We start from the raw sequence: 25,865 nt of genomic DNA, 5'->3' as shown, positions 1-25,865 counted from the left end.
AAAATCATATAAGACACCTTTAAGTAAAAAGAAAACTTAATTTTTATACACTTAGATTTTTAAAATTTTACAAGGTGCGTAAGTTGAAACAAAATACGATGAAAATTTTTGTATTTTTTGCCATTATTGTTTTTTGGGCTTATTTTTCATTTCCTATTGAAATTTTACAAGTTAAAGATCAAAATGGTTTAGCCACAGGTGAATATGCTTATACAATAGAAGCCAAAGCTTATGTTCATAGTTATTTCACAACACTTGGTTTAACAGTGGGTGGAATTTTAATAGGAATAGTGCTTGGTTTTTTCCTAGCATTTTTAAGATTTTTAGAAATCCAAAGTTTAAATTTTATTATAGATGAATACATAGACATTATACGCGGAACCCCACTGCTTTTACAACTTTTAATTTTTTCAGTAGTGATTTTTGCTACTTGGAGTGATAATTTTTATGTAGCTATTATCGCGCTTGGGCTTAATAGCTCTGCTTATGTAGCTGAAATCGTAAGAAGTGGAATTCAAAGTGTAGATAAAGGACAAATGGAAGCAGCAAGAGCAATGGGGCTTAATTACTCTGCCTCTATGCGATTAATCATCTTTCCACAAGCAATTAAAAATATTTTACCTTCTTTAATGAATGAATTTATTTCTTTATTTAAAGAAACTTCAATAGTAGGTTATATTAGCGTTATGGATATTACCATGCAAAGTAAAAGCTTACAGGCAATCTATTATAATCCTAAACCTATTATTTTTACAGGACTTGTGTATTATATAAGTGTTAAAATTTTAACGCTCATTGCAAGATTTATAGAAGTGAGATTAAATAAACATGATTAAAATAGAAAATTTGATTAAAAAATACGGAGATTTAGAAGTTTTAAAAGATATTAGCGTTGAAGTACATAAAGGCGATATTATTGCTATTATAGGGCCTAGCGGGGGTGGAAAAAGTACTTTTTTACGCTGTTTAAACAAACTTGAAACACCAGATAGTGGTAATATTTATATTAATAGTGTTAATATACTTGATAAAAAAACAGATATCAATAAAATTCGTCAAAAAGTTAGCATGGTGTTTCAACATTTTAATCTTTTTAATAATAAAAATGTTTTAGAAAATTTATGCTTAGCTCCAGTACAAACAAAAATCATGAGTAAAGATGAAGCAGTAAAAAAAGCACGAGAATTACTCAAAAAAGTTGGCTTAAGTAACAAAGAAAGCTATTTTCCTCACAAGCTTTCAGGTGGACAAAAACAGCGTATTGCCATAGCAAGATCATTAATGATGAATCCTGATGTGATCTTATTTGATGAGCCAACTTCAGCTTTAGATCCTGAGATGATAGGTGAGGTTTTAAACATCATGAAAGAAGTAGCTAAAGAAGGTCTAACCATGCTTGTAGTTACCCATGAAATGGGCTTTGCAAGAAATGTAGCCAATCGAATTTTCTTTATGGATAAAGGCATTATAGCAGTAGATGAATGTCCTAAAATAGCATTTGAAAATCCAAAAAATGAAAGATTGAAAGAATTTTTAAATCAAGTTTTAAATCATTAAAATTTTTCAAAAGAGGCAAAATTTTGTCTCAAAGCCTCATAACTCACTATACCCACACTTGTAGCTAAATTCAAACTTCTACCACAATCTTTCATCGGTATAGTAATAGCATTTTCCCATTTTTTTTGCATTAAATCCATAGGTAAACCAAAACTCTCACTTCCAAAAAACAAAAAATCGCCTTTTTGGTAATTTACATCAAAGTAAGTTTGAGTGGTTTTAGTTGTTGCAAAGAAAAATCTATCTTGAAATTTTTCATATTTTTTTAAAAAATCTTCTAAATTATTCCATAACAAAGGATTTAACTTTTTCCAATAATCAAGCCCTGCTCTTTTAACCGCCTTTTCATCAATACTAAAAAGTGGATTGATAATATGTAAAGTAAATCCTGCGTTAAAACACATTCTACCTATGCTTCCTGTATTTTGCGGTATGCGAGGTTCAACTAAGACTATATGAAACATCTTTTTCCTTAAATGGTGTCCCCAGCAAGGTTTGAACTTGCGACCTCAGAATTAGGAATTCTGCGCTCTATCCAGCTGAGCTATGAGGACAAATATTTTTATTATTTTAAGAAAAAATTTATTTTATAGAGCTTAAATTTTAAGCTCTATAAAAAAACATTTTGGATTTTCATTAAAACCTAAAACCCCATTATGTGCATCAATAATTTGTTTTGATAAAGAAAGACCCAAACCATTGCCTTTTAACTTAGTTGTTTTAAAAGCTTCAAAAACCATTTTTTTATCTTTGATACTCACACCATTATCATAAACTTTGATAAAAACTTTATCTTCTTTTTGCTCACATTTAACTTTTATACAACCATCATCATTTTCGCTTTCTTCAATAGCATCTATGGCATTATAAAGCAAATTTTGCAAAACTAAAGCAAGCAAAGATTTATCTGCATTGATTTTTAAATCCAAAAATTCAAATTTAAAATCAATATTAGCTAGATAATTATAAGCTCCAATAGCTTGTTCGCATTCATCTTGTAATTCTTTTAAATTAAACTCATTTAAATTAACATGAACTCCTTTTGTAAAAAGCAGGGTAGAATTTACAATACGCTCTACTCTTGAAATTGCTTTTTGAATTTCTAAAACTATATGCTTATTTTTCAACTCACTTCTTTCAAACAAAGTAGAACTTAACAAAGAAATAGAACCTATAGGATTGCGTATTTCATGCGCTAGGTGTGCTGCAACTGTTCCCATACTAGCTAATCTTTCATTTCTTTTCTCATCACTAATATCTGTTGCATTCACTATCAGTTTATCAGTATGGGAGGTGATTTTGATTAAATAAAACTTATGATCAAACTCAAGCTCATAATGTGTTTTATCAAGATCAATGCATTCTAAAAACTTTGGCTTTTGTGTAGCTAGATTATTTTGCAAAATAATATTTTTATTCGCATCTAAAATCCATAAAGCCATAGGTAAAACCTCTATAATCTCACTTACCATTTGTCTTAACGCAGTATAGTTTTCATTAAGTTGTTTGTATTCATTTTCTATAACATAGGTTTGCTCTATTAAGGCTTTTAATCCTTGTTGTAAGTTTTCTTTTTCACTAGAATCTAAACTTTTTAAAATATTCTCATCCACACTTAATCCTTAATTAAAAATTGAAAATCTTCTAAAGTATATAAAAGCAAATTACGCTCCTTATTTGAAATAAGCTCTTTGCTAAAACCACTCTTTGAAAAAAGTACATATAAATTAGGCTGAATTTGCAACTGTTTTGCTTTGCTTTTTAAAATATTTAAAACATTTTTACATATTTTTCTCTCTTTAAATTTAACTTCACCTAAAACACAAAAATTGTTTTCATGATAATACAAGTCTATCTCATGGTAATAATTCCAAAAACTATACACTTGACCCACTTTAAGTTTTTTTGCCAAAAATTCTTTACATAAAAGTTCAAAAGTAAAACTTTGGTATTTTTCTAAATTTTCTTGGATAAATTCTATTAATTCATTATATTTTTTTATCACAATTAAATTAAGTTTAGGATATATAAAATAAAAGAAAAATCTTAATCCTTGATTTTTAAAAATTACCTTATCTTGTATATTATAAGAGCGTAATTCTTTTTTAATTTTTTGTCTTTTGTTTTTTATGATTGGCTTTTCTTGACTTTTTTCTAAGATCAAAATATTTCTTTCTAAAAGTTTATTAATAAGTCCTAGAGCCTGAAAATGCGGAATAGATTTATTAATAGAATAGCGTTTTCTATCGTTTTTACTTAAAACACTCAAAGCTTTTAAAGCATTCTCATCTAAATTTAAAGAAGCTAAAATATCAAAGGCTTTCAAAATAAAAACATTTAAGATATTTTCATATAAACTTAATTTTAAATCAAATTCAAACTCATCAAAAATACTATAAAAATCAAAAATACTTTCAAGCTCCAAAGTTTCGCAGCGTTTTGAAAAATCACCAAATTTTATAATCACATCCTTAAAATAAATATTTTGTATGTTATAATTTTAACAAAAAATTAGAGGATTTTTTTTGGATATTGAAAAACTAAAACAAGATATTATTTTAAAAAAAGGAATATATTATTTTGATTTTACAGCCAGTGCTTTAGCATTAAAAAGCATAGAAAAAGAAATTAAAAAAATTCTTACTACCTATGCAAATACACATTCAGATAGCTCTTTAAATTCTTTTATTACACAACAGCATTATGAAAATGCAAGAAGAAATTTAAAAAAATATCTTGAATTAGATGATAGCTTTGCTCTTATAGCTTGCGGAAGTGGGTCTTCAGCAGCTATAAAAAAATTTCAAGAACTTTTAGGTCTATACATACCACCACTTATTAAAGAAAAATATTTTAAAAATACAAACAAAAATACCTTACCTTTGGTTATAGTTGGACCCTATGAGCACCATTCTAATGAACTTTCATTTAGAGAAGCTTTATGTGAATGTGTTCGAGTGCCCTTAGATAAAAATGGAGAATTAGATTTTAATTTTTTAGAAAAATTATTACAAAAATCAAAAAACAGACAAATCATAGCAAGTTTTAACGCAGCTTCTAATGTTACAGGAATTTTAAGTGATTATAAAAAAATCTATACTTTAATCAAACAGCACAACGGTATAGTTGCTTTTGATATTTCCACTTTAGCTCCTTATGCTAATTTAGATCATAAATTTTATGATGCAGTGTTTATTAGCTCTCATAAACTACTTGGGGGTGTAGGATCTTGTGGCTTACTTGTTATCAAAAAAAATCTATGCGGCAATACCCCTAGCTTTGCAGCAGGTGGGACTGTAGGTTACGTTTCAAGAACCTCTCAGCAATATTTATGTGAAGTTGAAAATTTAGAAGAAGGTGGTACACCAGGTATCATTCAGCTTATTAGAGCAAGTTTAGCTTTTAAAGTACGCAATGAAATGGGTTTAAAAAATATAGAAAAAAAAGAAAAAGAACTTTGTGAATATTTTTTCAAACAATGCGCAAATTTTCCAAAAATGATCTTATATGCAAAAAATATCACTCATAGATTGCCTATTTTTGCTTTTAATATAGAAGGAATTTCTCCTTTTGATTTAGCTTACAAATTAAGCAAAACCTATAAGATAGAAACAAGAGCTGGTTGTGCTTGTGCTGGACCTTATGGACATGATTTGCTAAATTTAAAAGATAATCAAGAATTAAAATCTAAACCAGGATGGCTAAGAGCGAGTTTTCATTATACGCACACAAAAGAAGATATAGAGTATTTTTTTAAAGCCTTGAAAGCAAGTATCAAGGCTTTAAGTTAAATTATTGCAAATCGTATTTTTCTACGATTTTTTGATAAGTACCATCAGCTTTAACTTTTTCTAAACCTGCATTGATTTTTTGAACAAGTTCAGTTTGCTTTCCTTTATCAAAAGCCACACAAAATCCTGAACTTCCATCATTTTCTTCTAAAAATGCCTCCAACTCTTCGTTGGTTTTTAAATAACCTTTACCAATATCTTTATCTGTTAAAACCGCATCAACTTTACCAGCTTTTAAAGCCAAAATCGCGGCTAACATTTCTTCACTAGCCACTACTTGAGCGTTTGGAATAGCCTTAGCAGCACCTTCTTGAATAGTTCCAAGTTGAACACCTATTTTTTTACCTTCTAAACTTTGCTTATCACTAATACTAGAATTTGTTTTTAATTTTAAATATAAATTTTTAGTATTAAAATAAGTATCACTAAAATCCATACTTGTTAATCTTTGAGGAGTTGAACTCATAGCAGAAGCTATCATATCAATCTTTCCAGCTTTTAAGGCAGGAATTAAACCATCAAAACTCATATTTACCCATTCAAGTTTTAAATTTTCTCTTTTTGCTATCTCTTCTAATAAATCAACATCAAAGCCGGTAATTTTTGCATCTTTAATAAAATCAAAAGGAGGATAATTTGCAGCTATACCTACTTTATAAACTTTTTCACCAGAAACACTAGCTTGATTTTTATCGCTTGAACAAGCACCTAAAGCTAATATACCAAATAACGCTAAAACAACATATAATATTTTTTTCATTTTTTTCCTTTGTTAAAATTAAAATAAAATTGATAAATGATTATAATGTGTTTAAACGCCTGTATTTCTTCATATCCGCCTCCTTTATAATAAATGTGAGCATAATTATAGCAGAAAAAAGTTTTTTGTAAAGAGTTGTTATAGAATATTTTTTATTTAAGTTAATTTTTATATATTTTAATTAATGAGTTTAAATTTTTACCTTCTTGCTAATCATTAAAACATAACCTATTCCAAGACAAATAGACCACATAGAACTACCACCATAACTTAAAAGCGGCACCGCAACTCCTTTTAATGGAGTTAAAGAGATAATTCCAAAAGCATTCATAAAGAATGAAAATAATAATAATAAAGCCACACCTGAACAAAATAAAAAATGTACTTTATTTTCACAACGCCCAGCAATCCTAAAAATCCTGAGTATTATCATTAAATAAATTACACATACAATACTTAAACCAAACAAACCTATTTCCTCAGTAATCCCTGATAAAACAAAATCTGTATGCACTTCACTTAAAAATCCTAGTTTAAAAGTTCCAAGCCCCAATCCTTCTCCAAAAATTCCACCATGTGCTATAGCATTTAAGCTGTGTGAAATTTGATAGGGTTCTGAATTATGACTTACCCTTAAAACTTTTGCTAACCAATCAGGAAAAAAAGGCAAAAAAGCATCTTGGATATTTCCCCACCAAGCAGAAATACGCTGAATTCTTCTTTGATTACTTAAAATTACCAAAACCCCAATCATTCCAACAATAACCACGCCAAAAGCAAAAAGTCTTTTACTAGCTCCTGCAAAAAAAGCTAAAGCAAAAACCAAGAAAAAAGAAATAACGCTTTGTCCTAAATCATTTTGCGTCATATAAATATAACCAATAACAAAAGCAGCTAAAATAAAATAAGGGATTAAGATTAAAACCTCATGCTTGATCGCCTTTTTACTATCATCAATCCTTCTTGTATAAGACCAAGCAAGAAAATAAATCAATCCTATTTTAAAAAATTCAACAGGCGAAATAGATAAGGGGCCAAGTCTAATCCATCTTTTAGCACCACCTGCTGCAGTAGCTAAAAAAGTTGGTAAAAAAGGTAGAATAAGAATACACAAAAAAGCAATTATCAAAACACCTATCATTAAATAATGCATTGTCTTATTATCAGGATTTAATCTTGATACAAAATAAATAATTGCTATACCACTAAGTCCAAAAAAAAGCTGTCTAATAAAAAAATGAAATTCACTATATTCTAAATAAAGCACAGTAAAAGCACTTAATGAATATGAGAAAAGTATTCCTATGGTTATTAAAATACAACTTAAAAAAAATAATTGTTTATCAGCAACCAATATTATTCCCTAAATTTTTATAAAAAATTAATTTTAATAAATTGCAACTTAAAATGATGTTATTTTAATATCAAGTATTATTTTTATATAAAGATTTTAAACTCTCATAAGCAAGCTGAATTTTCTCAAATTCTTCACGGCAATAAGCTTGCTCGATCTTACTTTTACCTTGATGACGATCAGGATGATAAATTTTTACTAAATTGAGATAATTTTGTCTAATAGTAGCAAAATCATCACTAGAATTACACCCTAAGGTTTGAAAATAATTTTCAAAAAGCTTTGCTAGGGCATTAAATTTCCAATTAGTATTAGCTTTGTTTTTCATTTTATTTCTAAATTCTAAAAGCTGAGTTTCATGAATCGTAAAATCAACACAATATTTCAAGTGCTCGTTTACACTAGCTAAAATTTCTAAAAGATTTAAAGTATTATCATCTTTGTATTCTACTGAAAAAATACAATTTTTTTCATCATACACGCTTTTATGATCTTTAAAATACTGCTCTAAATATACAGCAAATAATTTTTCATTCGAACTTAGTGTGATTAAAATATTTTTTTGTGCAAAGCCTATTTTGGCAAAGATTACAGGCTTTAAAGTATTTGCTTGAGCAAGGTTTAACTTAAAGGTTTTATAGTGTGCAAAAGCAAGATTATCAATTTGATTTCCAGTATTTTTTTTATATTTGTGATTAACAAGTTTTAAAAAATATCTTCTTTGGGGAATTTCATTTTCTACAAAAAAAGACAAGGTTTTATTTTTATTACCTATAACTTTGGAAAAATTTTTACGGATAAGATCTTGAAAATATTTAAACATTAAAAAATCATCAGTATTAACACTAACTGATTCTAAAGTTTGCACTACTTGCATAAAATCCTCTCTATAAACCTAACTCCACAAAAATGCTTGCTCGTTTAAAGCACTAGTGTGTTTTAAAATTTCATTTGGACTATAATCGGCTTTATACGCTAAAGATTGACACCCTTTTACAAAATATCCCAAATAAATATATTTTAATTTTTTTAATTGCGCAAGTTTAATTTCTGTTAAAAGTGAATATTTCCCAAGACTTAGATGTGAAAAATCAGGGTCATAAAAACAATATATACTAGAAATTCCATCTTCTAAAATATCAATCAAATCAACACAAACTAACTTATTATCCATATAAAAATCAAGCTCATATCCAAAAGTACCCGCATTATCTACATAAAGATTGTAATATTTTCTAAAATTTAAATCATAAATTTTCCAATTTCTCTTATCTTTTTGATAATGATGATATTTTTCGTATAATAATAGATGCTCATCACTTAAAGAAGGTTTTTGTAAGATTATTTTAGTAGCTATATTTTTTTTCAAAACCCTGCGATAACTTTTGCTAAAATGAAAATTCTCCACTAAAATACGCAAATTTTGACATTCATTGCAATCATTACATATTGGTCTTGAAAAATACGAACCAAAACGACGCCAACCTCTTGAAACTAATTCTTGATTTTGTGCTTTATTAATAAAAGATATATAATTGTACTCATTTCTACAATACCTATTTTCAAGATAAGGACATTCTTCTTCTAAAGTACAAAAACCAATAATATTATTCATTAGATCTTTTTGATATCACTATTTTTTACAAATTCCATAAATTCATTAGCTAAACGCTCTTCTTTTAAAAACATATCTTCAAATTCCTGCTCTTGTTTTTTATCTTCATTTTGCTTAGCTAAATCTTTTTGCATAGTATCTAAGTCAATATTTTTCATACTAACTCCACTTTTACTCGCTTTAACTTTTTCTTTTTTTGTTTGATCTTGTTCTTTTTGGAGTGCTTTTTTTATATCTTTTAATTCATCTAAAAAACTCATGATTGCCTACTTTCTTTTATCTTTTGTAAGGCTGCAGCTATAGCAGCAATTACTTCTTCTTTATTTTCTTGGTGTCTATCTTCTGTCTTTTCCAAAAGCTCTTCCATATGTGTTTCTATGAAAGAAGTATCAAAATACCCTCTTCTAAATTCTCGTATTTTAGTAATTGCAATCAAAAATGGCACAGTTGTTCTAATATCATCAATCACAAATTCTTTCAAAGCTCTCTCAAGCCTATTAACTGCACTATCATAACTTGAACCCTTAACAATTAATTTTGCAAGTAAAGAATCATAATAAGGTGGCACAGTATAGTCTTTATATAAATGACTATCCACTCTTACAGATGGCCCTAAAGCTGGAAAATATTCTGTGATTTTGCCTGGACTTGGAATGAAATTTTTCCATACATTTTCTGCTGTAATCCTAGCTTCTATAGCAAAGCCTCTTGGTTTTATATCGCTTTGTTCAAGATCTAAAATTTCTCCATTTGCTATACGAATTTGTCTTGTGATAAGATCAATTCCTGTGATTTCTTCAGTAATTGGGTGTTCTACTTGAATTCTTGTATTCATTTCCATAAAATAAAATCTATTATAATCATCAAGCAAAAACTCAACCGTCCCAACATTCGTATAACCCACTGCTTTTGCAGCAGCTACTGCAGTAACCCCTATGGTTTTTCTTAGTTTTTCTGAGATACTTGGACAAGGCGCTATTTCAATTATTTTTTGGTGTCTTCTTTGTATTGAGCAATCTCTTTCACAAAGATGAATGATATTACCATAATTATCTGCTAAAATTTGAAATTCGATATGCCTTGGATTGATAACATATTTTTCCATAAAAACTTCATCATTTTTAAAAAAGCTTAGTGCTTCTCTTTTGCATGCTTCAAAAGATTTTTCTAAATCCTCTTCTTTATGCACTACGCGTATACCCCTACCGCCACCGCCACCACTAGCTTTCAAAATTACAGGATAACCTATTTTTAAAGCTTGGAGTTTGATTTCCTCTAATGTACAATGATTTAATTTTTCGGTGCCTGGAACTACAGGAATTCCATTTTTTTTCATTAAATATCTTGCTATATTTTTATTTCCCATCTTACGGATAACATCTGATTTTGGTCCTATAAAGATAATCCCTGCTTCTTCACACTCTTTTGCAAATTCATAATTTTCACTTAAAAAGCCATATCCAGGATGTATAGCATCAGCTCCACAAGCTTTGGCAATTTCAACTATTCTTTTACCATCCAAATACCCTCTTATAGCATCAGTTCCTATTCTATATGCTTCATCAGCAACTTTTACATGTAAACACTCATGATCAGGTTCAGTATAAACAGCAACACTTTTTATATGTAAATCTCTACAAGCACGGATTACCCTTACTGCAATCTCACCTCTATTGGCTATTAAAATCTTATGTATCATTACTTTGCCTTAAGCTAAAATATTATTCAAAGAAGATTAGCATAAAAATATAAAAATTCTATAAAATTACTTGTTTTTGCTAATTTTAAGAATTTTTTGATAAAATTACTATTTTATTTTGCGCCCATAGCTCAGCTGGATAGAGCATTTGATTGCGGTTCAAAAGGTCAGAGGTTCGAATCCTCTTGGGCGTACCACTCATTTCTTTTTCTTTTTTACAGAAAATTCATCTAAATCCAACTCTTTTTTATCTTTAAATTGATACCATAAAAATAAAATAAAAAATATAACTAAAATTGTAGTCAAAATATAATAAGTTCCATATTCATTCTCAGATAAAAATAAATTTTTAGTATTCATACCAAAAAAACCAACAATTAAATTTAAAGGTAAAAAAATCGCAGAAATAATACTCAAAAAATAAATGTTTTTATTGATTTTTTCACTTCTTGCAGTATTAATATAAGTATATATTCCTTCTAATCTTGCAATGTTGTCTTTTATGCTTCTTTCTAAAATTGCTAAATTTAAAATAATCGTTTTTAAATTTTTCTTTATAAAGTGTTGTTTACTGTGACATATTTTACAAGCTTCAAGTACAGATGAAACAATCTTAGAACTTTTACCAAGCTTAACTTTTAATATAAAATATTTGGTTAAAAAATTCTTGACTTTTTTATTTTCCAAAATCAACTCTTCTCTTTTTTCTATAGAGAGATTAATAGTATTGTTTTTTTCTTTTTCATTTTGCAAAATTTCTTTTAATATGGCTATAAATTCTGCATTAGAAAATAAAATCAAATTTTCATCTTTGTATTCAAAAATTTGATTATCTTTAAAAATAAAAATATTTCTAGAATTTTTAGCAATATCTAACATAAAAACATCAAATTCATCAAACTCATAATAAGCATTTGATATATTAATATTATTAATAATTTGCTTTAAAGTATCATTTAACATATTCTTTGCCTATAAAATTCTTTTCTAAAATTTTCAAATTCATCTTTGATAATAGCTTCACGCATTTGCTTTACCAAATTTAGATAGTAATGCAAATTATGAATACTTGCAAGTCTAAAAAAGGTTAATTCTTTAGCTTTAAATAAATGATTCAAATAAGCTCTTGAAAAGTTTTTACATGTATAACAAGAACATTTATTATCTATAGGGGCATGATCAGTGATAAATTCTGCCTTTTTGATATTAAATTTTCCAAAGCTAGTAAACAAAGTTCCATTTCTTGCATTTCTTGTTGGCATCACACAATCAAACATATCCACACCTCTTGCTACATTTTCTACCAAATCTTCAGGTGTGCCAACCCCCATTAAATACCTAGGACGATTGTTATCTACATAAGGTATCATAGCCTCAACCGTATCATACATAGCCTCATTTTCTTCTCCTACACTTAATCCACCTATAGCAAGACCATCAAAGTCCATCTCACAAAGTGCTTGAGAACAAATTTTTCTAGCTTCAAAATCCGTTCCACCTTGGATAATGCCAAAGATATTTTGCCCTATTCCTATACCTTGACTTTGCTTTAATTTATGATAATCAATAGCCTCTTTTGCCCATTTTATAGTGCGTTTTAAAGAAAGCTCTATCCTTTCTTTGCTTGCAGGTAAAGCCACTAAATCATCTAAAATCATCATAATGTCTGAATTAAAATCATACTGTGCATCTAAAACACTTTGTGGAGTAAAATAATGCAAACTTCCATCAATATGACTTTTAAACTGAATTCCTTTTTCATCAGGTTTTGAATTTTTACTTAAAGAAAAAGCTTGAAAACCCCCACTATCTGTTAAAAAAGAACCATTAAATTTACTAAAACCATGCAAGCCACCCATTTGTTTAATCACCTTAGATCCTGGTCTTAAATACAAATGATAAGTATTTGCTAAAATGATTTTTGCGTTTAAAATTTCGCTCATATCAACAGCATCTAAGCTTTTAATCGCAGCCAAAGTTCCAACGGGCATAAAAATAGGAGTTAAAATTTCACTATGTGTAGTTTTTATGCGACAAGCTCTAGCATTTGCACTTTTATATTGAACTTCAAATTCCATTGATTTTCCTATATTTTTTGCATAATCATACCAAAGACTTGCTTATAAGTTTTTTTGAAAGAAAGCCTGTTTTTAACAGGCTTAAGAAATTAGTAGTTTTTTACAAATTCAACGATCTTTTCACAACCTTCAATGATATCTTTTTCATTAGTTGCATAAGAAAGTCTAAAATACCCTTCCATGCCAAAACCTATGCCTGGCACTAAAGCTACTTTTTGCTCTTCTAATAATCTTTTACAAAATCTCATAGAATCACTATCAACTTCTTTACAAGAGATAAATAAATAAAAAGCTCCTTGTGGAATTTGTTCTAATTTTAACTTATCGCTTTTAGCTAAAATTTCACACGCTAATTCTCTACGCTTTAAAAAAGCTTGTCTCATCATTTCAATATCACTATCTGCTTTTCCAAGTAAGGCTGGTAAAGCTGCGTGTTGAATGATTGAGCAGATATTTGAAGTGCTTTGTCCTTGTAATTTTTTAACAGCATTGTTAAACTCACTCATTTTGCTTGCCATATAACCAAAACGCCATCCTGGCATAGCACCGCATTTACTAAGACCATTAATACTTATAGTTCTATTTAAAGCATCTTCGCTCACTTGCGCAAAAGCACAAAATTCTCCATCATAAACTAATTTTTCATAAATCTCATCACTTAAAACTACGATTTTAGTTCCTTCTAAAACCTTAGCTAAAGCAGTAATTTCTTCTTTAGAATATATAGCACCCGTAGGATTTGATGGGGAATTAAACATCAAAACCTTTGTTTTTGAAGTAATAGCTTGTTTTAATTGCTCAGGAGTAATTTTAAAGCCATTTTTTGCTTCACCTTCTATAAATACAGGAGTTCCACCTGCAAATTTCACCATTTCAGGATAACTCACCCAATAAGGACTTGGTATGATAACCTCATCACCTTCTTCAACCAAACACTCAATCGCCATAAATAAAGAATGCTTAGCACCAACATTGGTAATGATTTCACTTGCTTTATATTCTAAATTATTATCATTTTTAAATTTATATTGTATAGCTTCTATAACTTCTTTTATACCCACAACAGGTGTATAAGCCCCACAACCTTTTTCAATAGCTTCAATTGCTACTTTTTTAATGATTTCTGGAGTATCAAAATCAGGCTCACCTGCTGAAAAACTAATAACTTTTTCACCATTTGCTTTTAAAGTTTTGGCTATATCAGTCATTACTAAAGTTAAGGATTCTCCTAAATTTTGAGATCTTTGACTTAGCATTTTTTATCCTTTATTTTTGCTTTGATTTTTATTTGTGTTAATTGTTACAACTTGGAGCTTAAAAAAATCTACGAATAAAATTAAGAGTGTATATTTTTATAAATTTGTGTAGAAACTATACATTTTCTACACATAAAAATTTTATATTGTTTCTTTGAGTAATTATTCTAAAGCTTCTATATCGCTTTCATTATGATGGATAAACCGCTCATCTTTTTCTATAGTTTCAACCAAACGCCCTACTCTTTCCCATCTAACTTTTTTATTTTCATCCCATGAAAAATAAATAAACCAAGGTTGACCAACTATATATTTATAATCTACACTTCCCCAAAATCTACTATCACTAGAGTGATCACGATTATCGCCCATCATAAAATACTCATTTTCAGGCACCTTATAATAATATGCATTAAAACCATAAATATTATTAGTACCTAATTCATCAAAAGAAGCAGGTTTCATAGCAAATTGACCTAAATTTAAATAGCGAAAAAACACACTTTCTATATCCACTCTAGAATCATAATGTATTCCTTTTTCCACAAAAGGTTCTTTTACAAAAAGTCTTCCGCCTATGATTTTTGTTTTATTAGGATAATAATCTTTCATATATTCATCACCCTCAACCATACGCACATATAAGGTTTTATTTGCAAAAACAACCTCATCTCCGCCCTTAGCCACACATCTTTTTACATAATGAATTTTTGGCTCATGTGGATATCTAAATACTACAATATCTCCTCTTTTAGGACCTTCAGCGCTTACTAAATGTCCATTTTTATTAAAATCAGGCAAAACAGGCACTTCTATCCAAGGAATATGCGGAGTTGGAATACCATAAGAGAATTTTTTTACAAATAAAAAATCCCCTACTAGTAAAGTATTTTTCATAGAACCACTTGGTATAGTAAAAGCTTGTATAAAGAAAAATATAATCAATAAAACAACTATTAAAGTTCCTGTCCAAGATTGCGTGAATTTATAGATTTTTTTCAAAAAATTCATTTTTTAATCCTATTTTTAGCTGATTTTATAGTATTTTCTAAAAGCATTGCTATGGTCATAGGCCCTACCCCGCCTGGTACAGGAGTAATATAACTAGCTTTTTTACTTACATTTTCAAAATCAACATCACCTACTATTTTTCCATCAACTCTATTAATCCCTACATCAACTACTATCACACCCTCTTTAACCATATCTTCTTTTAAAAGATTTGGACAACCTGCTGCTACGATGATAATATCAGCATTTTTTGTATAAGCTTTTAAGTCTTTTGTATAAATATGACAAATACTCACACTAGCATTAGCATTTAATAAAAGCGTAGCCATAGGACGACCTACTATATTAGAAGCTCCTATTACAACTACATCAGCACCTTGTAATTTTATATCATAATGCTCTAAAATTTTCATAACGCCTAAAGGTGTACATGGCAAAAAACCACCTTTTAAATTTAAATTTAAATTCCCAACATTAAAAGGATGAAAACCATCCACATCTTTATTAAAATTAATACTTTCTAGAATGATATCTTTATTAATATGCACTGGCAATGGAAGCTGAACCAAAATCCCATCAACACTATCATCATGATTTAAGGTATTAATCAAAGCCAAAAGCTCATTTTGAGTTGTGTTTACATCAAGTCTATAAACCAAAGACTTAATCCCACATTGCTCGCAAGCCTTTGCTTTAGAACCCACATAAGTAGCACTAGCAGGATCTTCTCCTACTAAAATCACAGCCAAGCAAGGCTCTATACTTTGGGTTTTAAGTTCTAATACTTCTTGTTTTAGATTATTTTTTATCTCATCACTTAGCTTTTTACCATCTAAAAGTGTCATTTCTTTCCTTAAATTTATAGCTTTCTTTAACTTAAAAAATTGTATCATAATAAAACTTCTTTTTTGTTAAAGGTGATGAATGAAAATTATTTTATTTTTGTTTTTTATAGTTTATGGTGCTTGGGCTGAAGATTTTATCTCACCTAAAGAATACCAAGAATCCCTTTACAAAAACCCAAGAGGCATAAGTTGTGCTAAATGTCATGGTGATGGAGGGCAACAAGTACTAGGTTATTATACTAAAAATGGAGAAAAAACTCCTTTTATAGTGCCAAGTATTAAAAATACTCCTTATACACGTTTTAGAGAAATTCTAAGCCAACCTCAAGAGGCAAAAAGCATTATGCCAACTTACTCATTAACAGAAGATGAGATGAAATCGCTTTATGATTATATTACTAATAACAAAAGGAGTAAAAAATGAAAAATAATAAAAAAGCCTTTGAAGAAGCTTGTGAATATATAGCAGGTGGGGTTGATTCACCTGTGCGTGCCTTTGCCAGCGTGGGCAGCAGTCCTTTATTTATCAAGCAAGGAAAAGGTGCTTATATTAGCGATATAGAAGATAATACTTATATAGATTATGTACAAAGTTGGGGGCCTTTGCTTTTTGGGCATTGTGATGAGGATATTGAAAAAGCTTGTAAAAAAGCATTAGAACATGGTTCAAGCTTTGGTGCACCAACCCTAGCTGAAACTAAGTTGGCTAAATTTATCTTAAAAGATTGGCCGCATTTAGACAAAATACGCTTTGTAAGCAGTGGCACAGAAGCTACTATGAGTGCCATTCGTCTTGCAAGAGGATTTAGTAAAAAAGATAAAATCATTAAATTTGAAGGATGTTATCATGGGCATTCTGATTCTTTATTAGTAAGTGCTGGAAGTGGTGCAGCTACTTTTAACACCCCAAGCTCACTAGGAGTATTAACCGATGTAGCTAAAAATACTCTAGTGGCTATTTATAATAACATTGATAGTGTTAAAAACTTAATCAACAATGATGATAATATAGCTTGTATCATTATAGAGCCAATTGCAGGAAATATGGGCTTAGTACCTGCTAAAATAGATTTTTTACAAGAGCTAAGAAAACTATGTGATGAACATCAAATTCTTTTAATTTTTGATGAAGTAATGAGTGGCTTTAGAGCTTCGTATTTAGGCTCTTTTGGAATTAATAATATAAAAGCTGACATAGTAACTTTTGGTAAGGTTATAGGCGGAGGTATGCCTGCGGCTGCTTTTGCTGCAAGAGCTGAGATTATGGATTTATTAAGTCCTTTGGGTGGGGTATATCAAGCAGGAACACTAAGTGGTAATCCTCTTGCTATGGCTGCAGGTTATGCGAGCTTAAAAAAAGCAAGAAATTATGAAGGTTTATATGAAAAATTAGAAAAACTAGGCAAAAGACTTACTCAAGGCTTTAAAGAAGCTGCAAATGATTGCAAAATTCCTTTGCAAGTTAATTGCGTTGGTTCTATGTTTGGATTTTTCTTTTGTGAAAACCCTGTTAATAATTATCAAGATGCTTTAAAATCAGATACTAAATTATTTGCCAAATTTCATGCACAGATGCTAAACAAAGGTGTATATTTAGCACCATCTCAATTTGAAACAGGTTTTATATGTGAATGTATGGATAAAAAAATCATTGATAAAACTATACAAGCAGCACAAGAAAGTTTTAAAGCCCTATGAATAAAAGACAAAAAATCATTCGCAAAGGTATAGAAGCTGCAGATGGATTAAGCCTTGGTATATCCATGGTTGTAGCTGTTTTAATCGGAGTTGGCATAGGCTATTTTTTAAAAAATTTAACCGGTATAGCTTGGCTTTTTTGGATAGGAGTATTCATAGGAGTAGCTGCGGCGATTTTAAATGTTTATAAAGCTTACAAGGCACAAGTAAAAAGTTACGAAGAATTTAAAGAAGAAAATCGCTATAAAGATTTAAAAAATGATCCTAAAGCCTAAAATTTTATTAAAACTCTTACTAGGATTAAATTTACTTTTCTTAGCAGGAGTTTTTTTCTACAAAGAATTAAGTTTTAAAACCTTTATAAGCTTTGAATTTGGCTTTTTGGCTCAAAATTTAATCATTCTGATATCTTTTTTAAATTATAAAAATTTTATTTTTAAAGCGGCTAAAAATTACGATTTTACGCAAAGACCTTTGCAAATTTTTGCTAAAAAACAATATTCTTTGCCAAAAATTATAAAATTTATCCATATAGATGACGATTTAAAACCAAAATTTAAAAGTATTTTTAAAAACGCATTAGCTTTTTTTTCTTTGTTTAAAATTTTTGCTTATGTATTTTTAATAACAGGGTTTTTATTTTTAGAGTTTCAAGGCTTAATGAGTATTTTTGCCTTGTTTTGTGCAATGTTTGTCACACCCATAGCGGTATTAATATATAATTTTTTAATAAGAAAATGTTGAGCTCAAAAAGAACGATTAGATCATTAACTGCATTGTTTTTTGGTATGATTTTTGTTTTTATAGGAAGTGCTTTAACGGTAAATTCTATAGCAATTATTTTAAAACATAACGATGTTAGTAATTTTTATATAGGGATAATAGGAAGTTGTTATTTTCTTGGTGCTATGGTAAGTACTATTAGTGCTCATAGGATAGTCTCTAAGGTAGGACATATAAGATCTTTTGGAATTTTTGCTATCATTTTTGGTATAGCCACTATGCTTCATAGTTTAAATTCTAATCTATATTTTTGGATGGTTTTGAGATTTTTACTTGGTTTTTGTTATTATGCGCTTTTAATGGTCATAGAGTCATGGCTTAATGAAAAAGCAAAAAATGCTATTCGCTCAAGAGTAATAGCCTTTTATGAAGTAGTGTTTTACTCATCATCAGGCTTTGGAATTTTACTTATGTCCTTTGATTTCCCAAGCAATACAGTATTTATTTTAAGCGCTAGTTTTATTATGTTTGCTTCTATTCCTTTATTTTTAATCCGTATTAAAGAGCCGGTTTTACCACAAAAAACCAAAATTTCCATCCCTAAAGTTTTTGACATAGTGCCTTTGGCTTTAGTGACAAGCTTTATAGCAGGTATGCTTTTAAATGGATTTTTCTCCATGGCTTCTTTATTTATACTCATACAAGGATTTGGCGCAAAAGAAGCCTCGATTTTTATATTTTGTACCATGTTAGGAGGGTTTATATCTCAACTTTTCATCGGAACCCTTTCTGATAAAATTAGTCGTAAATTTGCTATTATTTTATGTGCTTTTACCGCTTTAAGTGCTATGCTTTGTATTTTGTTATTAAGCTATAATATTTATTTAAAATACTTTTTTGGCTTTTTGCTAGGTATGGGAATGTGTTGTTTATATGCTCTTTCTTTAGCTAGAGCAAATGACATGCTTGAAGATTCTAGCAAAAGAGTTGAGTTAGGTAGAGCGGTTCTTTTTACTTATTCTTTTGGTGCTTTATTTGCGCCTGCTGTGCTTGGAACTTTGATGTATTATTTTGAAGGCAATGGTTTTATGTATTTTTACATCGTTTTATTAACTGTTTTAATTGCCTTTGCCATAGATAAACCAAAATTTAAAAATCTAACCAAATTTAAAAGAAAACCAGGTAATATGGTAATGCTAGATGATAACTAATATTTCTAACAATCAAAATCAATTTGCAAAAAACGAAACAAGCAAAGACAACAAAAGTGAGAAATCAGACAAAAAAACCTCACTTAATGATGCTTTAAAAAATCCTTTATTTTCTAAAAATAATCCTGAAGTCAAACTACCTAAAGATTATGTAAGCAAAATCGATCAAAAATTACAAGAATTATTAAATAAACTCTTAGATCAAATCAAAACCAACAAAGATCCTGATTTAGCAGTATTAAAAAATCACAAAGATTTAAATTTTGCACCTAATTTTGCTAATGAAGTTAAAAAACTTCAAGCAGAGCTTTCTAAAAATCCTGAATTTGAAAAACTACTTAAAGTTTTAGAAGATCTAGTTAAACCCGCTAAAGATATCAACAATAAAAATCTTTCATCCTTGGTAAAAAATTCAGGTGTTTTTTTAGAAGCAAAACTCAATCATTCTTTAAAAGAGCAAAATTTACCACAAAGCTTTTTTAATCTTTTAAATACCATAAAAGGGGCTACTAGTGAAAATCTAAAACGCGATATAAGTAATTTAGATCTTAAAAATCTTGACACCACAAGCACCTTAAAAGAACTTATTCACATCTTACAAAATCACAAAAAAGATAACAAAATTTCTTTAGAAAATACAAACTACAAGACACTTTTTAAACTATTTGATAAAATAGAAAATTTTAAAAACTATATCAATAAAAATCCAAACTCCATTAATCAAGAAAAGCTACAAAATATTGCTAATAATTTCATTAAAAATCTCAGTAAAAATTTAGCACTTATCAACAAAGAACTAGCCAAACCTGAAAATATAAAAATTCAAAATACGCATATACTAAAAGAACTTAGTCAAAACATTAAAGATCTTATAACGCTTTTAAAAGACATAAAAAATCACAAAAACAAAACTGAAACAGCACAAGAAAATTTAAATAAAACTCCACACACTAAAGACATCAAAGAAGAGTTAAAAGAGGAAATAAAAACTCCACAAAAAAACACAGAAGATAAAAAAGAAATTCAACAAAAACAAGAAAGCATAGCAAAAGATAAAGAAATTCAAAATACAAAAGAAGAAAAAACATCACAAAATAAAGATATCAAAGAAAATCCCAAAGAAGAGCCAAAAACACCACAAAAAAATACTGAAGAACCAAGCAAAAATGATAACAAAAGTCAAAATTTAAAAGCAAATAATACCAAATTAGAAGATATATTTAAAAGCACTTCGGGTAAAATTTTACTAGAAGATATTTTCAAACAAAATGTAAGTAAAAATCTTAATTTTAGCCAAAATTTGCAAGAAGAACTTTTAAACAATCTAAACAAAGAACTAGGCCTAATAGGAAGAAAACTCAACGAGGTTTTAAAAGCTTTAGATCCTAAAAATTATGAAGCAAAAAATTCTTTAGATGATATAAAAAATATAGAAAAAAAATTAGAACTTTCTATAAAAGATATTGGAAAAATCACCCCAAAAGATACTACAGAAATTTCTTCAGAATTACAAAAAGATATTAAATCCACTCTTTTGCAAGTTTCTAATCTAGCTAAAAATTTAGACAACGAAAACATACTAAATCAAGCAAATCGTCTTATAGCTCAGCTTGAGTTTAATCAGCTTTTATCTTTAGCTAATAATAGCATTCATACTTTTTTACCTTTCTTTTGGGATAATTTAGAAAAGTCTAATGTAGTTTTTAAACGCGGTAAAAAAGATAAATTTTATGCACAAATTAATCTTGAATTTGAAAAACTAGGAAAAATCAATGTATTTTTATCACTAAGCAATGATAAATACATTGATATAAATATGATGATAGAAAATGCTAATTTTAGAAAAAAACTTTATGAAAGAGCACATGAGTTAAAAAAAGCCTTAGTTAAAGTAGGACTTCTAAGCTCTAATTTTTTCATCAGCGATATAGTTAAAAGTAAATTTCACAATCAAGAAGAATATAATGACTTTAATATGGGTTTTGATACAAGGGCTTAAAAATGGCTAAAAAAACAAAAAAAGCCGTTGCGCTAGGCTATAACAAAGAAGATCAAAATGCACCAAAAATTCTAGCTAATGCCAAAGGTGAAAACGCTGCTAAAATCATCTCTTTAGCTAAAGAAAATGGCATACCCATAAAAGAAGACAAAGACTTAGTAGAAGTACTTAGTAAGCTTGATCTAGGCGATGAAATCCCACCTAATATGTATAAAGCAGTGGCTGAAATTTTTGCCTTTTTATATAAAGTTGCTAATGAAAATGAGACTAAGCAAAGTCCGCAATCTTCTTAGAAAATTCAACTTGCTCATAAGCATTTTTACTAAATTTTAAAAATCCTTTTTGGGCAATTAAAACTATAGTCGAACCTAGTTCAAAATTTCCAAGCCTTTGACCTTTTTTTATAAAAAGATCTTCATAAGTATGAGTAAAATCAAAATTTGCAGCATTAGTTTGTATGCTAGTATCAAAACTAAAATGCATTTTACCGACATTTAGCGCACCGACAAATACCATCCAAAGTATAAATTTTCCTTCCACTAAGCACTTTAAAACTACTCTTTCATTTTTAGTATAAAGATTTATAATCTTAGCTAACTTTGTCTCACTCACACTAAATAAAGCCCCACTCATATATGTAGCACTTAAAATTTGCATATTACAAGGTGCGTGATAATGATGATAATCTTTTGGAGACAAATAAATATTTGCATAATCTATGCCATTTTCTAATTCTTCTTTACTAGCTGAGTTTTTTAAAAGCTCTTCTATGCTATAACTTGAACCTTTAATGCTAAAGGCTAAATTTTCTTTGAAGTCATTTTGAAAACTACTTCCAAGTTCTAAAATTTTACCATCACTTGGACTTATAAAGCCATCTTCTAATTCTCGCTCATTTAACAAAGTTCTTGTAAATAAAGCATTTAAACTCTCGTATTCTTCTAAAGGTTTAAATTCGCTCATATTGATATTAAAAGCATTTACATAAGCTTTATTAATGTTTTTTTGTATGATTTTTGGAAATTTATATTTTGCTATGATTCCAAATATTTTTGAAGCACTATTACTAAATCCCACTCATTCTCCTTTTAATCTAATCAAAGCTATCTCACTAGGAGCTAAAAATCTCACAGCAGGTCCCCAAAATCCAGCTCCACTGCTTACATAAAGCAAACTATCCTTGCTTAATTTATAAAGCCCATACACAAAACCTTGTTCTAAATATACCAGCAAAGAAAAAGGGAAAATTTGTCCTGCATGAGTATGTCCTGATAAAATCAAATCAAACCCACTTATATCATAAGTTTTTACATATTTTGGCTGATGCGTGATTAAAATATTAACTTTTTCTTGATTGATTTGAGTTTTGATTTTTTCTATATTGCTTTCTTTAAAACCCAAACGTTTAGCAGCCAAATCCAAAGTCCCACTTAAAGTAAAATCCCCAAAATCAACGCTTTCATCTTCTAAAACTTTGAAATTCTTAAGTGTTTTAAGCCTTTTACTTATTGTATTTATATCATTATAATACTCATGATTTCCATAAACATAATAAGTGCCATATTTTGATTTAAAATTTTCTAATAAATTAATATAAGGCATGCTAGCAATATCTGCATCGATTAAATCCCCAGCTATGATGATTATATCAGCATTTAAAGCATTAACCTCATCGATTAAGGTTTTTAAAAAATCTTCTCCTAAATTTTTTCCCAAATGCACATCAGAAAGCAAAGCTATATTTAAATCTTCTTTTAAATTTTTAATTTTAATATCTACCTCATTAACCTTAGGTGTACTGATAGCATTTACAAAACCTTTAAATACCATACTAACACTAAGTATAATAAGCCAAGAATCAAAAATTAATTTTAAAAACTTTCTTCTTTGGACACTGAAAATTTGCTCTTTTTTATTTTCATTAAAAAAAATCCAAGAACCAATTTCAAAAACCACTCCAAAAAGTAAAAAAAAGCAAGTAATGGTAGGAAAAATAGCCAAAATATAATAAAGCTTTTCATGCAAAAAATCCCCGCGCATATTTATAAAAAAGATTAATTCACATGCAAAAACTATTAAAACAAAAGCTATTACAAACTTCTTATAAGGTTTTAAAAAATCAACCCTACTTAAAAATCTTTTATAAATATACCAATTTGCCAAAGCAAAAAATAAAACTAGTAAAGTAAAAAAAACAAACACTCTCATAGTGTAATTTTATTTAAGCAAAATTAATACTTTTTAAAGTAAAATCGCAAAAAAACATTTGGGAAAGAAATTTGGCTTTAATAGATTTAATCGACGCAAATAAGAAATTTAATACAAAAATAGTTTTAGAAAATGCAAATTTTAGTGCAAATTTAGGAGAAAAAATCGCCATTATAGGCAAAAATGGTGAAGGAAAATCAAGCTTTTTAAAAGCCCTTATGGGGACTTTAAAACTAGATAGCGGTAGAGTGATTAAACAAAATAACGCTAGTATAGGTATGCTAAGCCAACAAGTAAGTTTTGAAAGCACCTTAAGCGTGAGCGAAGCCATCAAAAAAGAACTTGAAGAAATTTACCAAGCCTTAAAAGAATTTGAAAACTATAACGAAAAACTAGCTCTTGATCCAGAAAATAAAGAATATTTAAAAAAAGTAGATGAATTAAGTTTATTTATAGATTCAAAAGATGCATGGAATTTAGACCAAAAAATACAAAGAATACTAGAAGAGTTTAAACTATTAGAGTATAAAGACAGAACACTTTGCTCTTTAAGTGGGGGCGAGATAAGACGTGTAGGACTTTGCACACTTTTGCTGAAAAATCCTGATATATTATTGCTTGATGAGCCAACCAACCATCTAGATGTATATATGAGTAGCTTTTTAGAAGAAAGATTAAAAGCCTCTAAAATGTGTGTTATTTTCATCTCTCACGATAGATATTTTATCGATGCGATAGCACAAAAATGCGTAGAAATAGAAGCAGGAAAATTAAGTATTTTTGAGGGTGGATATACGCAATATCTAGAAAAAAAAGCAGCTATTTTAACTTCCTTAGCTAAAAGCCATGAAACCCTACTTAAACAACTCAAAAGTGAGGAAGAATGGCTAAGAAGAGGAGTCAAAGCTAGGCTTAAACGCAACGAAGGACGCAAAGAACGCATTTTTAAAATGCGCGAAGAGGCTAAAAAAAACCCAGGAGCTATCAAACGCCTACAACTTGAAATCAAAAGAGCAAGCAAAAATTTTAACCAAATTCAAAGTCAAAACCGCAAAAAAATGCTTTTTGAACTTAAAAATATCTCAAAATCTATTGCCAACAAGACACTTTTTAAAGACTTTAATACACGAATTTTACAAGGTGAACGCATAGCCATAGTAGGTAAAAATGGCTGTGGCAAATCTACTTTCTTAAAAATTTTACTTGATCAAATTCCACTTGATAGTGGGGAAATTAAAAGAGGTGAAGTTAAAATAGGCTATTTTGATCAAAACAGGAGCTTATTAAATACTGATAAAAAACTTTTAGAAATTTTTTGCCCAAATGGCGGTGATCACATTCAAGTGCGTGGTAAAAATATGCATGTTTATGGGTATTTAAAACAATTTTTATTTCCAAAAGAATTTTTAGAACAAAGTGTGAGTGTACTAAGTGGAGGTGAGAAAAACAGAGTTGCCCTAGCCTTGCTTTTTACTAAAGAATATGATGTATTAATCTTAGATGAACCAACAAATGATTTAGACATAGCTACAATTAATATCTTAGAAGAATACTTACTTTCTTTTGAAGGTGCGATTTTACTTGTATCACATGATAGATATTTTGTTGATAAAATAGCAACTAAACTTTATGCTTTTGAAGATAATGCAAATATCAATATAGAAGTTCTTTCTTATAGTGAATATTTAGAAAATGAAAAAGAATATAAAGACTTTGAAGAATTTTCTAAAAGCTTAGAAACAAACACCACCGCAAGCGTAAAAACAAAAGAAAAATCAAGTAAAAAACTAAGCTATAAGGAAAATGAAATTTTAAACTCATATCCTGATAAAATTCATAAATTAGAAGAAGAAATAAAAGAAATAAAAAATGCTCTAAGTAATCCCACAATCTATCAAGAACTAGGTATAAATACCCTTTATGAAAAGCTAAACTCTTTAGAAAGTGAACTTAGTATTTTAGAAGAAGCTTATTTTGAGGTTTTGGAAAAAAGTGAAAGTACTGATTAACTTTATATATTTTAAATAAGATAAAATTACTCAAATTTATTTAAGGAAAAA

Annotated in this window: 27 protein-coding genes and 2 tRNA genes; 12 read left to right on the top strand and 17 right to left on the bottom strand. The window is 28.8% G+C overall.

Annotation, left to right across the window (positions count from 1 at the left end):
* The first annotated feature begins 83 nt into the window (after positions 1 to 83).
* Both L8X40_RS04060 and L8X40_RS04055 read left to right on the top strand, forming a co-directional pair.
* Positions 84 to 836, top strand: coding sequence for an amino acid ABC transporter permease (locus tag L8X40_RS04060; protein ID WP_263667367.1), 753 nt, complete (start codon positions 84 to 86; stop codon positions 834 to 836).
* Positions 829 to 1,557: an amino acid ABC transporter ATP-binding protein gene (locus L8X40_RS04055; protein WP_263667366.1), complete on the top strand. Its 729-nt coding sequence runs from the start codon at positions 829 to 831 to the stop codon at positions 1,555 to 1,557. Before L8X40_RS04060 ends, L8X40_RS04055 begins: the two co-directional genes overlap by 8 nt.
* Here the strand turns inward: L8X40_RS04055 and L8X40_RS04050 are convergent.
* From L8X40_RS04050 to L8X40_RS04035, 4 genes are all read right to left on the bottom strand, one after another.
* Positions 1,554 to 2,021 (bottom strand): tRNA (cytidine(34)-2'-O)-methyltransferase, encoded by a 468-nt coding sequence (locus L8X40_RS04050; protein WP_214126177.1) that lies wholly within the window; start codon positions 2,019 to 2,021, stop codon positions 1,554 to 1,556. The genes L8X40_RS04055 and L8X40_RS04050 overlap by 4 nt on opposite strands.
* 13 nt (positions 2,022 to 2,034) lie before the next feature.
* Positions 2,035 to 2,111: transfer RNA gene (locus L8X40_RS04045), tRNA-Arg, on the bottom strand.
* 42 nt (positions 2,112 to 2,153) lie between these two features.
* A complete protein-coding gene (locus L8X40_RS04040) occupies positions 2,154 to 3,170 on the bottom strand; it encodes a sensor histidine kinase (protein WP_263667365.1) in 1,017 nt (338 codons plus the stop codon).
* A gap of 2 nt (positions 3,171 to 3,172) precedes the next feature.
* The gene (locus tag L8X40_RS04035) at positions 3,173 to 4,024 is read right to left on the bottom strand and encodes a DUF234 domain-containing protein (protein WP_214100712.1); all 852 of its coding nucleotides are present in this window, start codon (positions 4,022 to 4,024) and stop codon (positions 3,173 to 3,175) included.
* A 58-nt stretch (positions 4,025 to 4,082) separates the two neighbouring features.
* Here L8X40_RS04035 and L8X40_RS04030 point away from each other — a divergent pair, with 58 nt between their 5' ends.
* Positions 4,083 to 5,348 carry an aminotransferase class V-fold PLP-dependent enzyme gene (locus tag L8X40_RS04030; RefSeq protein WP_263667364.1) on the top strand — a complete coding sequence of 422 codons (1,266 nt, stop codon included), beginning with the start codon at positions 4,083 to 4,085 and terminating at the stop codon, positions 5,346 to 5,348.
* A gap of 1 nt (position 5,349) precedes the next feature.
* Here the strand turns inward: L8X40_RS04030 and L8X40_RS04025 are convergent, their stop codons facing one another.
* From L8X40_RS04025 to L8X40_RS04000, 6 genes are all read right to left on the bottom strand, one after another.
* Positions 5,350 to 6,108 (bottom strand): basic amino acid ABC transporter substrate-binding protein, encoded by a 759-nt coding sequence (locus tag L8X40_RS04025; protein WP_087700528.1) that lies wholly within the window; start codon positions 6,106 to 6,108, stop codon positions 5,350 to 5,352.
* A 190-nt stretch (positions 6,109 to 6,298) separates the two neighbouring features.
* Positions 6,299 to 7,462, bottom strand: a complete 1,164-nt coding sequence (ftsW, locus tag L8X40_RS04020; protein WP_087700527.1) for a putative lipid II flippase FtsW — start codon at positions 7,460 to 7,462, stop codon at positions 6,299 to 6,301.
* 70 nt (positions 7,463 to 7,532) lie between these two features.
* A complete protein-coding gene (locus L8X40_RS04015; protein WP_087700526.1) occupies positions 7,533 to 8,339 on the bottom strand; it encodes an adenylosuccinate lyase in 807 nt (268 codons plus the stop codon).
* 18 nt (positions 8,340 to 8,357) lie between these two features.
* Positions 8,358 to 9,077 carry an arginyltransferase gene (locus L8X40_RS04010; RefSeq protein ID WP_263667363.1) on the bottom strand — a complete coding sequence of 240 codons (720 nt, stop codon included), beginning with the start codon at positions 9,075 to 9,077 and terminating at the stop codon, positions 8,358 to 8,360.
* Positions 9,077 to 9,337 (bottom strand): hypothetical protein, encoded by a 261-nt coding sequence (locus L8X40_RS04005; RefSeq protein WP_261544861.1) that lies wholly within the window; start codon positions 9,335 to 9,337, stop codon positions 9,077 to 9,079. Before L8X40_RS04005 ends, L8X40_RS04010 begins: the two co-directional genes overlap by 1 nt.
* Positions 9,334 to 10,776, bottom strand: coding sequence for an acetyl-CoA carboxylase subunit A (locus tag L8X40_RS04000; RefSeq protein WP_039617956.1), 1,443 nt, complete (start codon positions 10,774 to 10,776; stop codon positions 9,334 to 9,336). The genes L8X40_RS04005 and L8X40_RS04000 overlap by 4 nt, the downstream gene beginning before the upstream one ends.
* Before the next feature lie 120 nt (positions 10,777 to 10,896).
* On the opposite strand from L8X40_RS04000, the gene L8X40_RS03995 reads away from it, so the two are divergent.
* Positions 10,897 to 10,973 (top strand) — tRNA-Arg (locus L8X40_RS03995).
* A 1-nt stretch (position 10,974) separates the two neighbouring features.
* On the opposite strand, the gene L8X40_RS03990 is transcribed toward L8X40_RS03995, so the two are convergent.
* The 5 genes from L8X40_RS03990 to folD form a co-directional block, all read right to left on the bottom strand.
* Positions 10,975 to 11,739 carry a CorA family divalent cation transporter gene (locus tag L8X40_RS03990; RefSeq protein ID WP_087700523.1) on the bottom strand — a complete coding sequence of 255 codons (765 nt, stop codon included), beginning with the start codon at positions 11,737 to 11,739 and terminating at the stop codon, positions 10,975 to 10,977.
* Positions 11,733 to 12,854, bottom strand: a complete 1,122-nt coding sequence (tgt, locus tag L8X40_RS03985) for a tRNA guanosine(34) transglycosylase Tgt (RefSeq protein WP_263667362.1) — start codon at positions 12,852 to 12,854, stop codon at positions 11,733 to 11,735. Before tgt ends, L8X40_RS03990 begins: the two co-directional genes overlap by 7 nt.
* Before the next feature lie 89 nt (positions 12,855 to 12,943).
* Positions 12,944 to 14,110 carry a pyridoxal phosphate-dependent aminotransferase gene (locus L8X40_RS03980; RefSeq protein WP_263667361.1) on the bottom strand — a complete coding sequence of 389 codons (1,167 nt, stop codon included), beginning with the start codon at positions 14,108 to 14,110 and terminating at the stop codon, positions 12,944 to 12,946.
* Between the two features lie 162 nt (positions 14,111 to 14,272).
* The gene (gene lepB / locus L8X40_RS03975; protein ID WP_087700520.1) at positions 14,273 to 15,121 is read right to left on the bottom strand and encodes a signal peptidase I; all 849 of its coding nucleotides are present in this window, start codon (positions 15,119 to 15,121) and stop codon (positions 14,273 to 14,275) included.
* Positions 15,118 to 15,966 (bottom strand): bifunctional methylenetetrahydrofolate dehydrogenase/methenyltetrahydrofolate cyclohydrolase FolD, encoded by an 849-nt coding sequence (gene folD, locus L8X40_RS03970; RefSeq protein WP_261544860.1) that lies wholly within the window; start codon positions 15,964 to 15,966, stop codon positions 15,118 to 15,120. The genes lepB and folD overlap by 4 nt, the downstream gene beginning before the upstream one ends.
* A 79-nt stretch (positions 15,967 to 16,045) precedes the next feature.
* Between folD and L8X40_RS03965 the strand changes: the two genes are divergently transcribed.
* From L8X40_RS03965 to L8X40_RS03935, 7 genes are read left to right on the top strand one after another with little or no spacing between them, the layout of a single operon-like run.
* Entirely contained in the window at positions 16,046 to 16,390 is a 345-nt protein-coding gene (locus tag L8X40_RS03965; RefSeq protein ID WP_087700518.1) for a c-type cytochrome, read from the top strand.
* Positions 16,387 to 17,664: a glutamate-1-semialdehyde 2,1-aminomutase gene (gene hemL, locus L8X40_RS03960; RefSeq protein WP_263667360.1), complete on the top strand. Its 1,278-nt coding sequence runs from the start codon at positions 16,387 to 16,389 to the stop codon at positions 17,662 to 17,664. The genes L8X40_RS03965 and hemL overlap by 4 nt, the downstream gene beginning before the upstream one ends.
* A complete protein-coding gene (locus tag L8X40_RS03955; protein WP_074692764.1) occupies positions 17,661 to 17,939 on the top strand; it encodes an AtpZ/AtpI family protein in 279 nt (92 codons plus the stop codon). Before hemL ends, L8X40_RS03955 begins: the two co-directional genes overlap by 4 nt.
* Positions 17,923 to 18,408, top strand: a complete 486-nt coding sequence (locus tag L8X40_RS03950) for a hypothetical protein (protein WP_214126158.1) — start codon at positions 17,923 to 17,925, stop codon at positions 18,406 to 18,408. Before L8X40_RS03955 ends, L8X40_RS03950 begins: the two co-directional genes overlap by 17 nt.
* Entirely contained in the window at positions 18,405 to 19,598 is a 1,194-nt protein-coding gene (locus L8X40_RS03945) for an MFS transporter (RefSeq protein WP_250325593.1), read from the top strand. Before L8X40_RS03950 ends, L8X40_RS03945 begins: the two co-directional genes overlap by 4 nt.
* Positions 19,588 to 21,597, top strand: a complete 2,010-nt coding sequence (locus L8X40_RS03940) for a flagellar hook-length control protein FliK (protein ID WP_214135832.1) — start codon at positions 19,588 to 19,590, stop codon at positions 21,595 to 21,597. Before L8X40_RS03945 ends, L8X40_RS03940 begins: the two co-directional genes overlap by 11 nt.
* A gap of 2 nt (positions 21,598 to 21,599) precedes the next feature.
* Positions 21,600 to 21,890, top strand: coding sequence for a FlhB-like flagellar biosynthesis protein (locus L8X40_RS03935; RefSeq protein WP_261544858.1), 291 nt, complete (start codon positions 21,600 to 21,602; stop codon positions 21,888 to 21,890).
* Here the strand turns inward: L8X40_RS03935 and L8X40_RS03930 are convergent.
* On the bottom strand, positions 21,865 to 22,674 hold the full coding sequence (locus L8X40_RS03930; protein ID WP_214135831.1) for a phosphatidylserine decarboxylase: 810 nt from the start codon (positions 22,672 to 22,674) through the stop codon (positions 21,865 to 21,867). The genes L8X40_RS03935 and L8X40_RS03930 overlap by 26 nt on opposite strands.
* Complete coding sequence (locus L8X40_RS03925; protein ID WP_263667359.1) at positions 22,675 to 23,805, bottom strand: metallophosphoesterase; 1,131 nt, start codon at positions 23,803 to 23,805, stop codon at positions 22,675 to 22,677.
* Between the two features lie 71 nt (positions 23,806 to 23,876).
* Between L8X40_RS03925 and abc-f the strand changes: the two genes are divergently transcribed.
* Positions 23,877 to 25,814 (top strand): ribosomal protection-like ABC-F family protein, encoded by a 1,938-nt coding sequence (gene abc-f, locus L8X40_RS03920; protein WP_263667358.1) that lies wholly within the window; start codon positions 23,877 to 23,879, stop codon positions 25,812 to 25,814.
* Positions 25,815 to 25,865: the final 51 nt, after the last annotated feature.

The sequence above is a fragment of the Campylobacter sp. CNRCH_2013_0855 genome (genome assembly GCF_025773025.1).
GTDB classification, from domain to species: Bacteria; Campylobacterota; Campylobacteria; order Campylobacterales; family Campylobacteraceae; genus Campylobacter_D; species Campylobacter_D jejuni_C.
This window is presented reverse-complemented; position numbering and strand designations above follow the sequence as displayed.

Bases quoted from the DNA above. Each gene is read 5' to 3' on its own strand.
- L8X40_RS03935 (WP_261544858.1), top strand. From the start codon at position 21,600: ATGGCTAAAAAAACAAAAAAAGCCGTTGCGCTAGGCTATAACAAAGAA.
- folD (WP_261544860.1), bottom strand. From the start codon at position 15,966: ATGACACTTTTAGATGGTAAAAAGCTAAGTGATGAGATAAAAAATAAT.
- L8X40_RS04025 (WP_087700528.1), bottom strand. From the start codon at position 6,108: ATGAAAAAAATATTATATGTTGTTTTAGCGTTATTTGGTATATTAGCT.
- L8X40_RS03925 (WP_263667359.1), bottom strand. From the start codon at position 23,805: ATGAGAGTGTTTGTTTTTTTTACTTTACTAGTTTTATTTTTTGCTTTG.
- hemL (WP_263667360.1), top strand. From the start codon at position 16,387: ATGAAAAATAATAAAAAAGCCTTTGAAGAAGCTTGTGAATATATAGCA.
- L8X40_RS04055 (WP_263667366.1), top strand. From the start codon at position 829: ATGATTAAAATAGAAAATTTGATTAAAAAATACGGAGATTTAGAAGTT.
- L8X40_RS04000 (WP_039617956.1), bottom strand. From the start codon at position 10,776: ATGATACATAAGATTTTAATAGCCAATAGAGGTGAGATTGCAGTAAGG.
- lepB (WP_087700520.1), bottom strand. From the start codon at position 15,121: ATGAATTTTTTGAAAAAAATCTATAAATTCACGCAATCTTGGACAGGA.
- L8X40_RS04015 (WP_087700526.1), bottom strand. From the start codon at position 8,339: ATGCAAGTAGTGCAAACTTTAGAATCAGTTAGTGTTAATACTGATGAT.
- L8X40_RS03940 (WP_214135832.1), top strand. From the start codon at position 19,588: ATGATAACTAATATTTCTAACAATCAAAATCAATTTGCAAAAAACGAA.
- L8X40_RS03955 (WP_074692764.1), top strand. From the start codon at position 17,661: ATGAATAAAAGACAAAAAATCATTCGCAAAGGTATAGAAGCTGCAGAT.
- L8X40_RS03965 (WP_087700518.1), top strand. From the start codon at position 16,046: ATGAAAATTATTTTATTTTTGTTTTTTATAGTTTATGGTGCTTGGGCT.
- L8X40_RS03950 (WP_214126158.1), top strand. From the start codon at position 17,923: ATGATCCTAAAGCCTAAAATTTTATTAAAACTCTTACTAGGATTAAAT.
- L8X40_RS03990 (WP_087700523.1), bottom strand. From the start codon at position 11,739: ATGTTAAATGATACTTTAAAGCAAATTATTAATAATATTAATATATCA.
- L8X40_RS03980 (WP_263667361.1), bottom strand. From the start codon at position 14,110: ATGCTAAGTCAAAGATCTCAAAATTTAGGAGAATCCTTAACTTTAGTA.
- L8X40_RS04050 (WP_214126177.1), bottom strand. From the start codon at position 2,021: ATGTTTCATATAGTCTTAGTTGAACCTCGCATACCGCAAAATACAGGA.
- tgt (WP_263667362.1), bottom strand. From the start codon at position 12,854: ATGGAATTTGAAGTTCAATATAAAAGTGCAAATGCTAGAGCTTGTCGC.
- L8X40_RS04010 (WP_263667363.1), bottom strand. From the start codon at position 9,077: ATGAATAATATTATTGGTTTTTGTACTTTAGAAGAAGAATGTCCTTAT.
- L8X40_RS04005 (WP_261544861.1), bottom strand. From the start codon at position 9,337: ATGAGTTTTTTAGATGAATTAAAAGATATAAAAAAAGCACTCCAAAAA.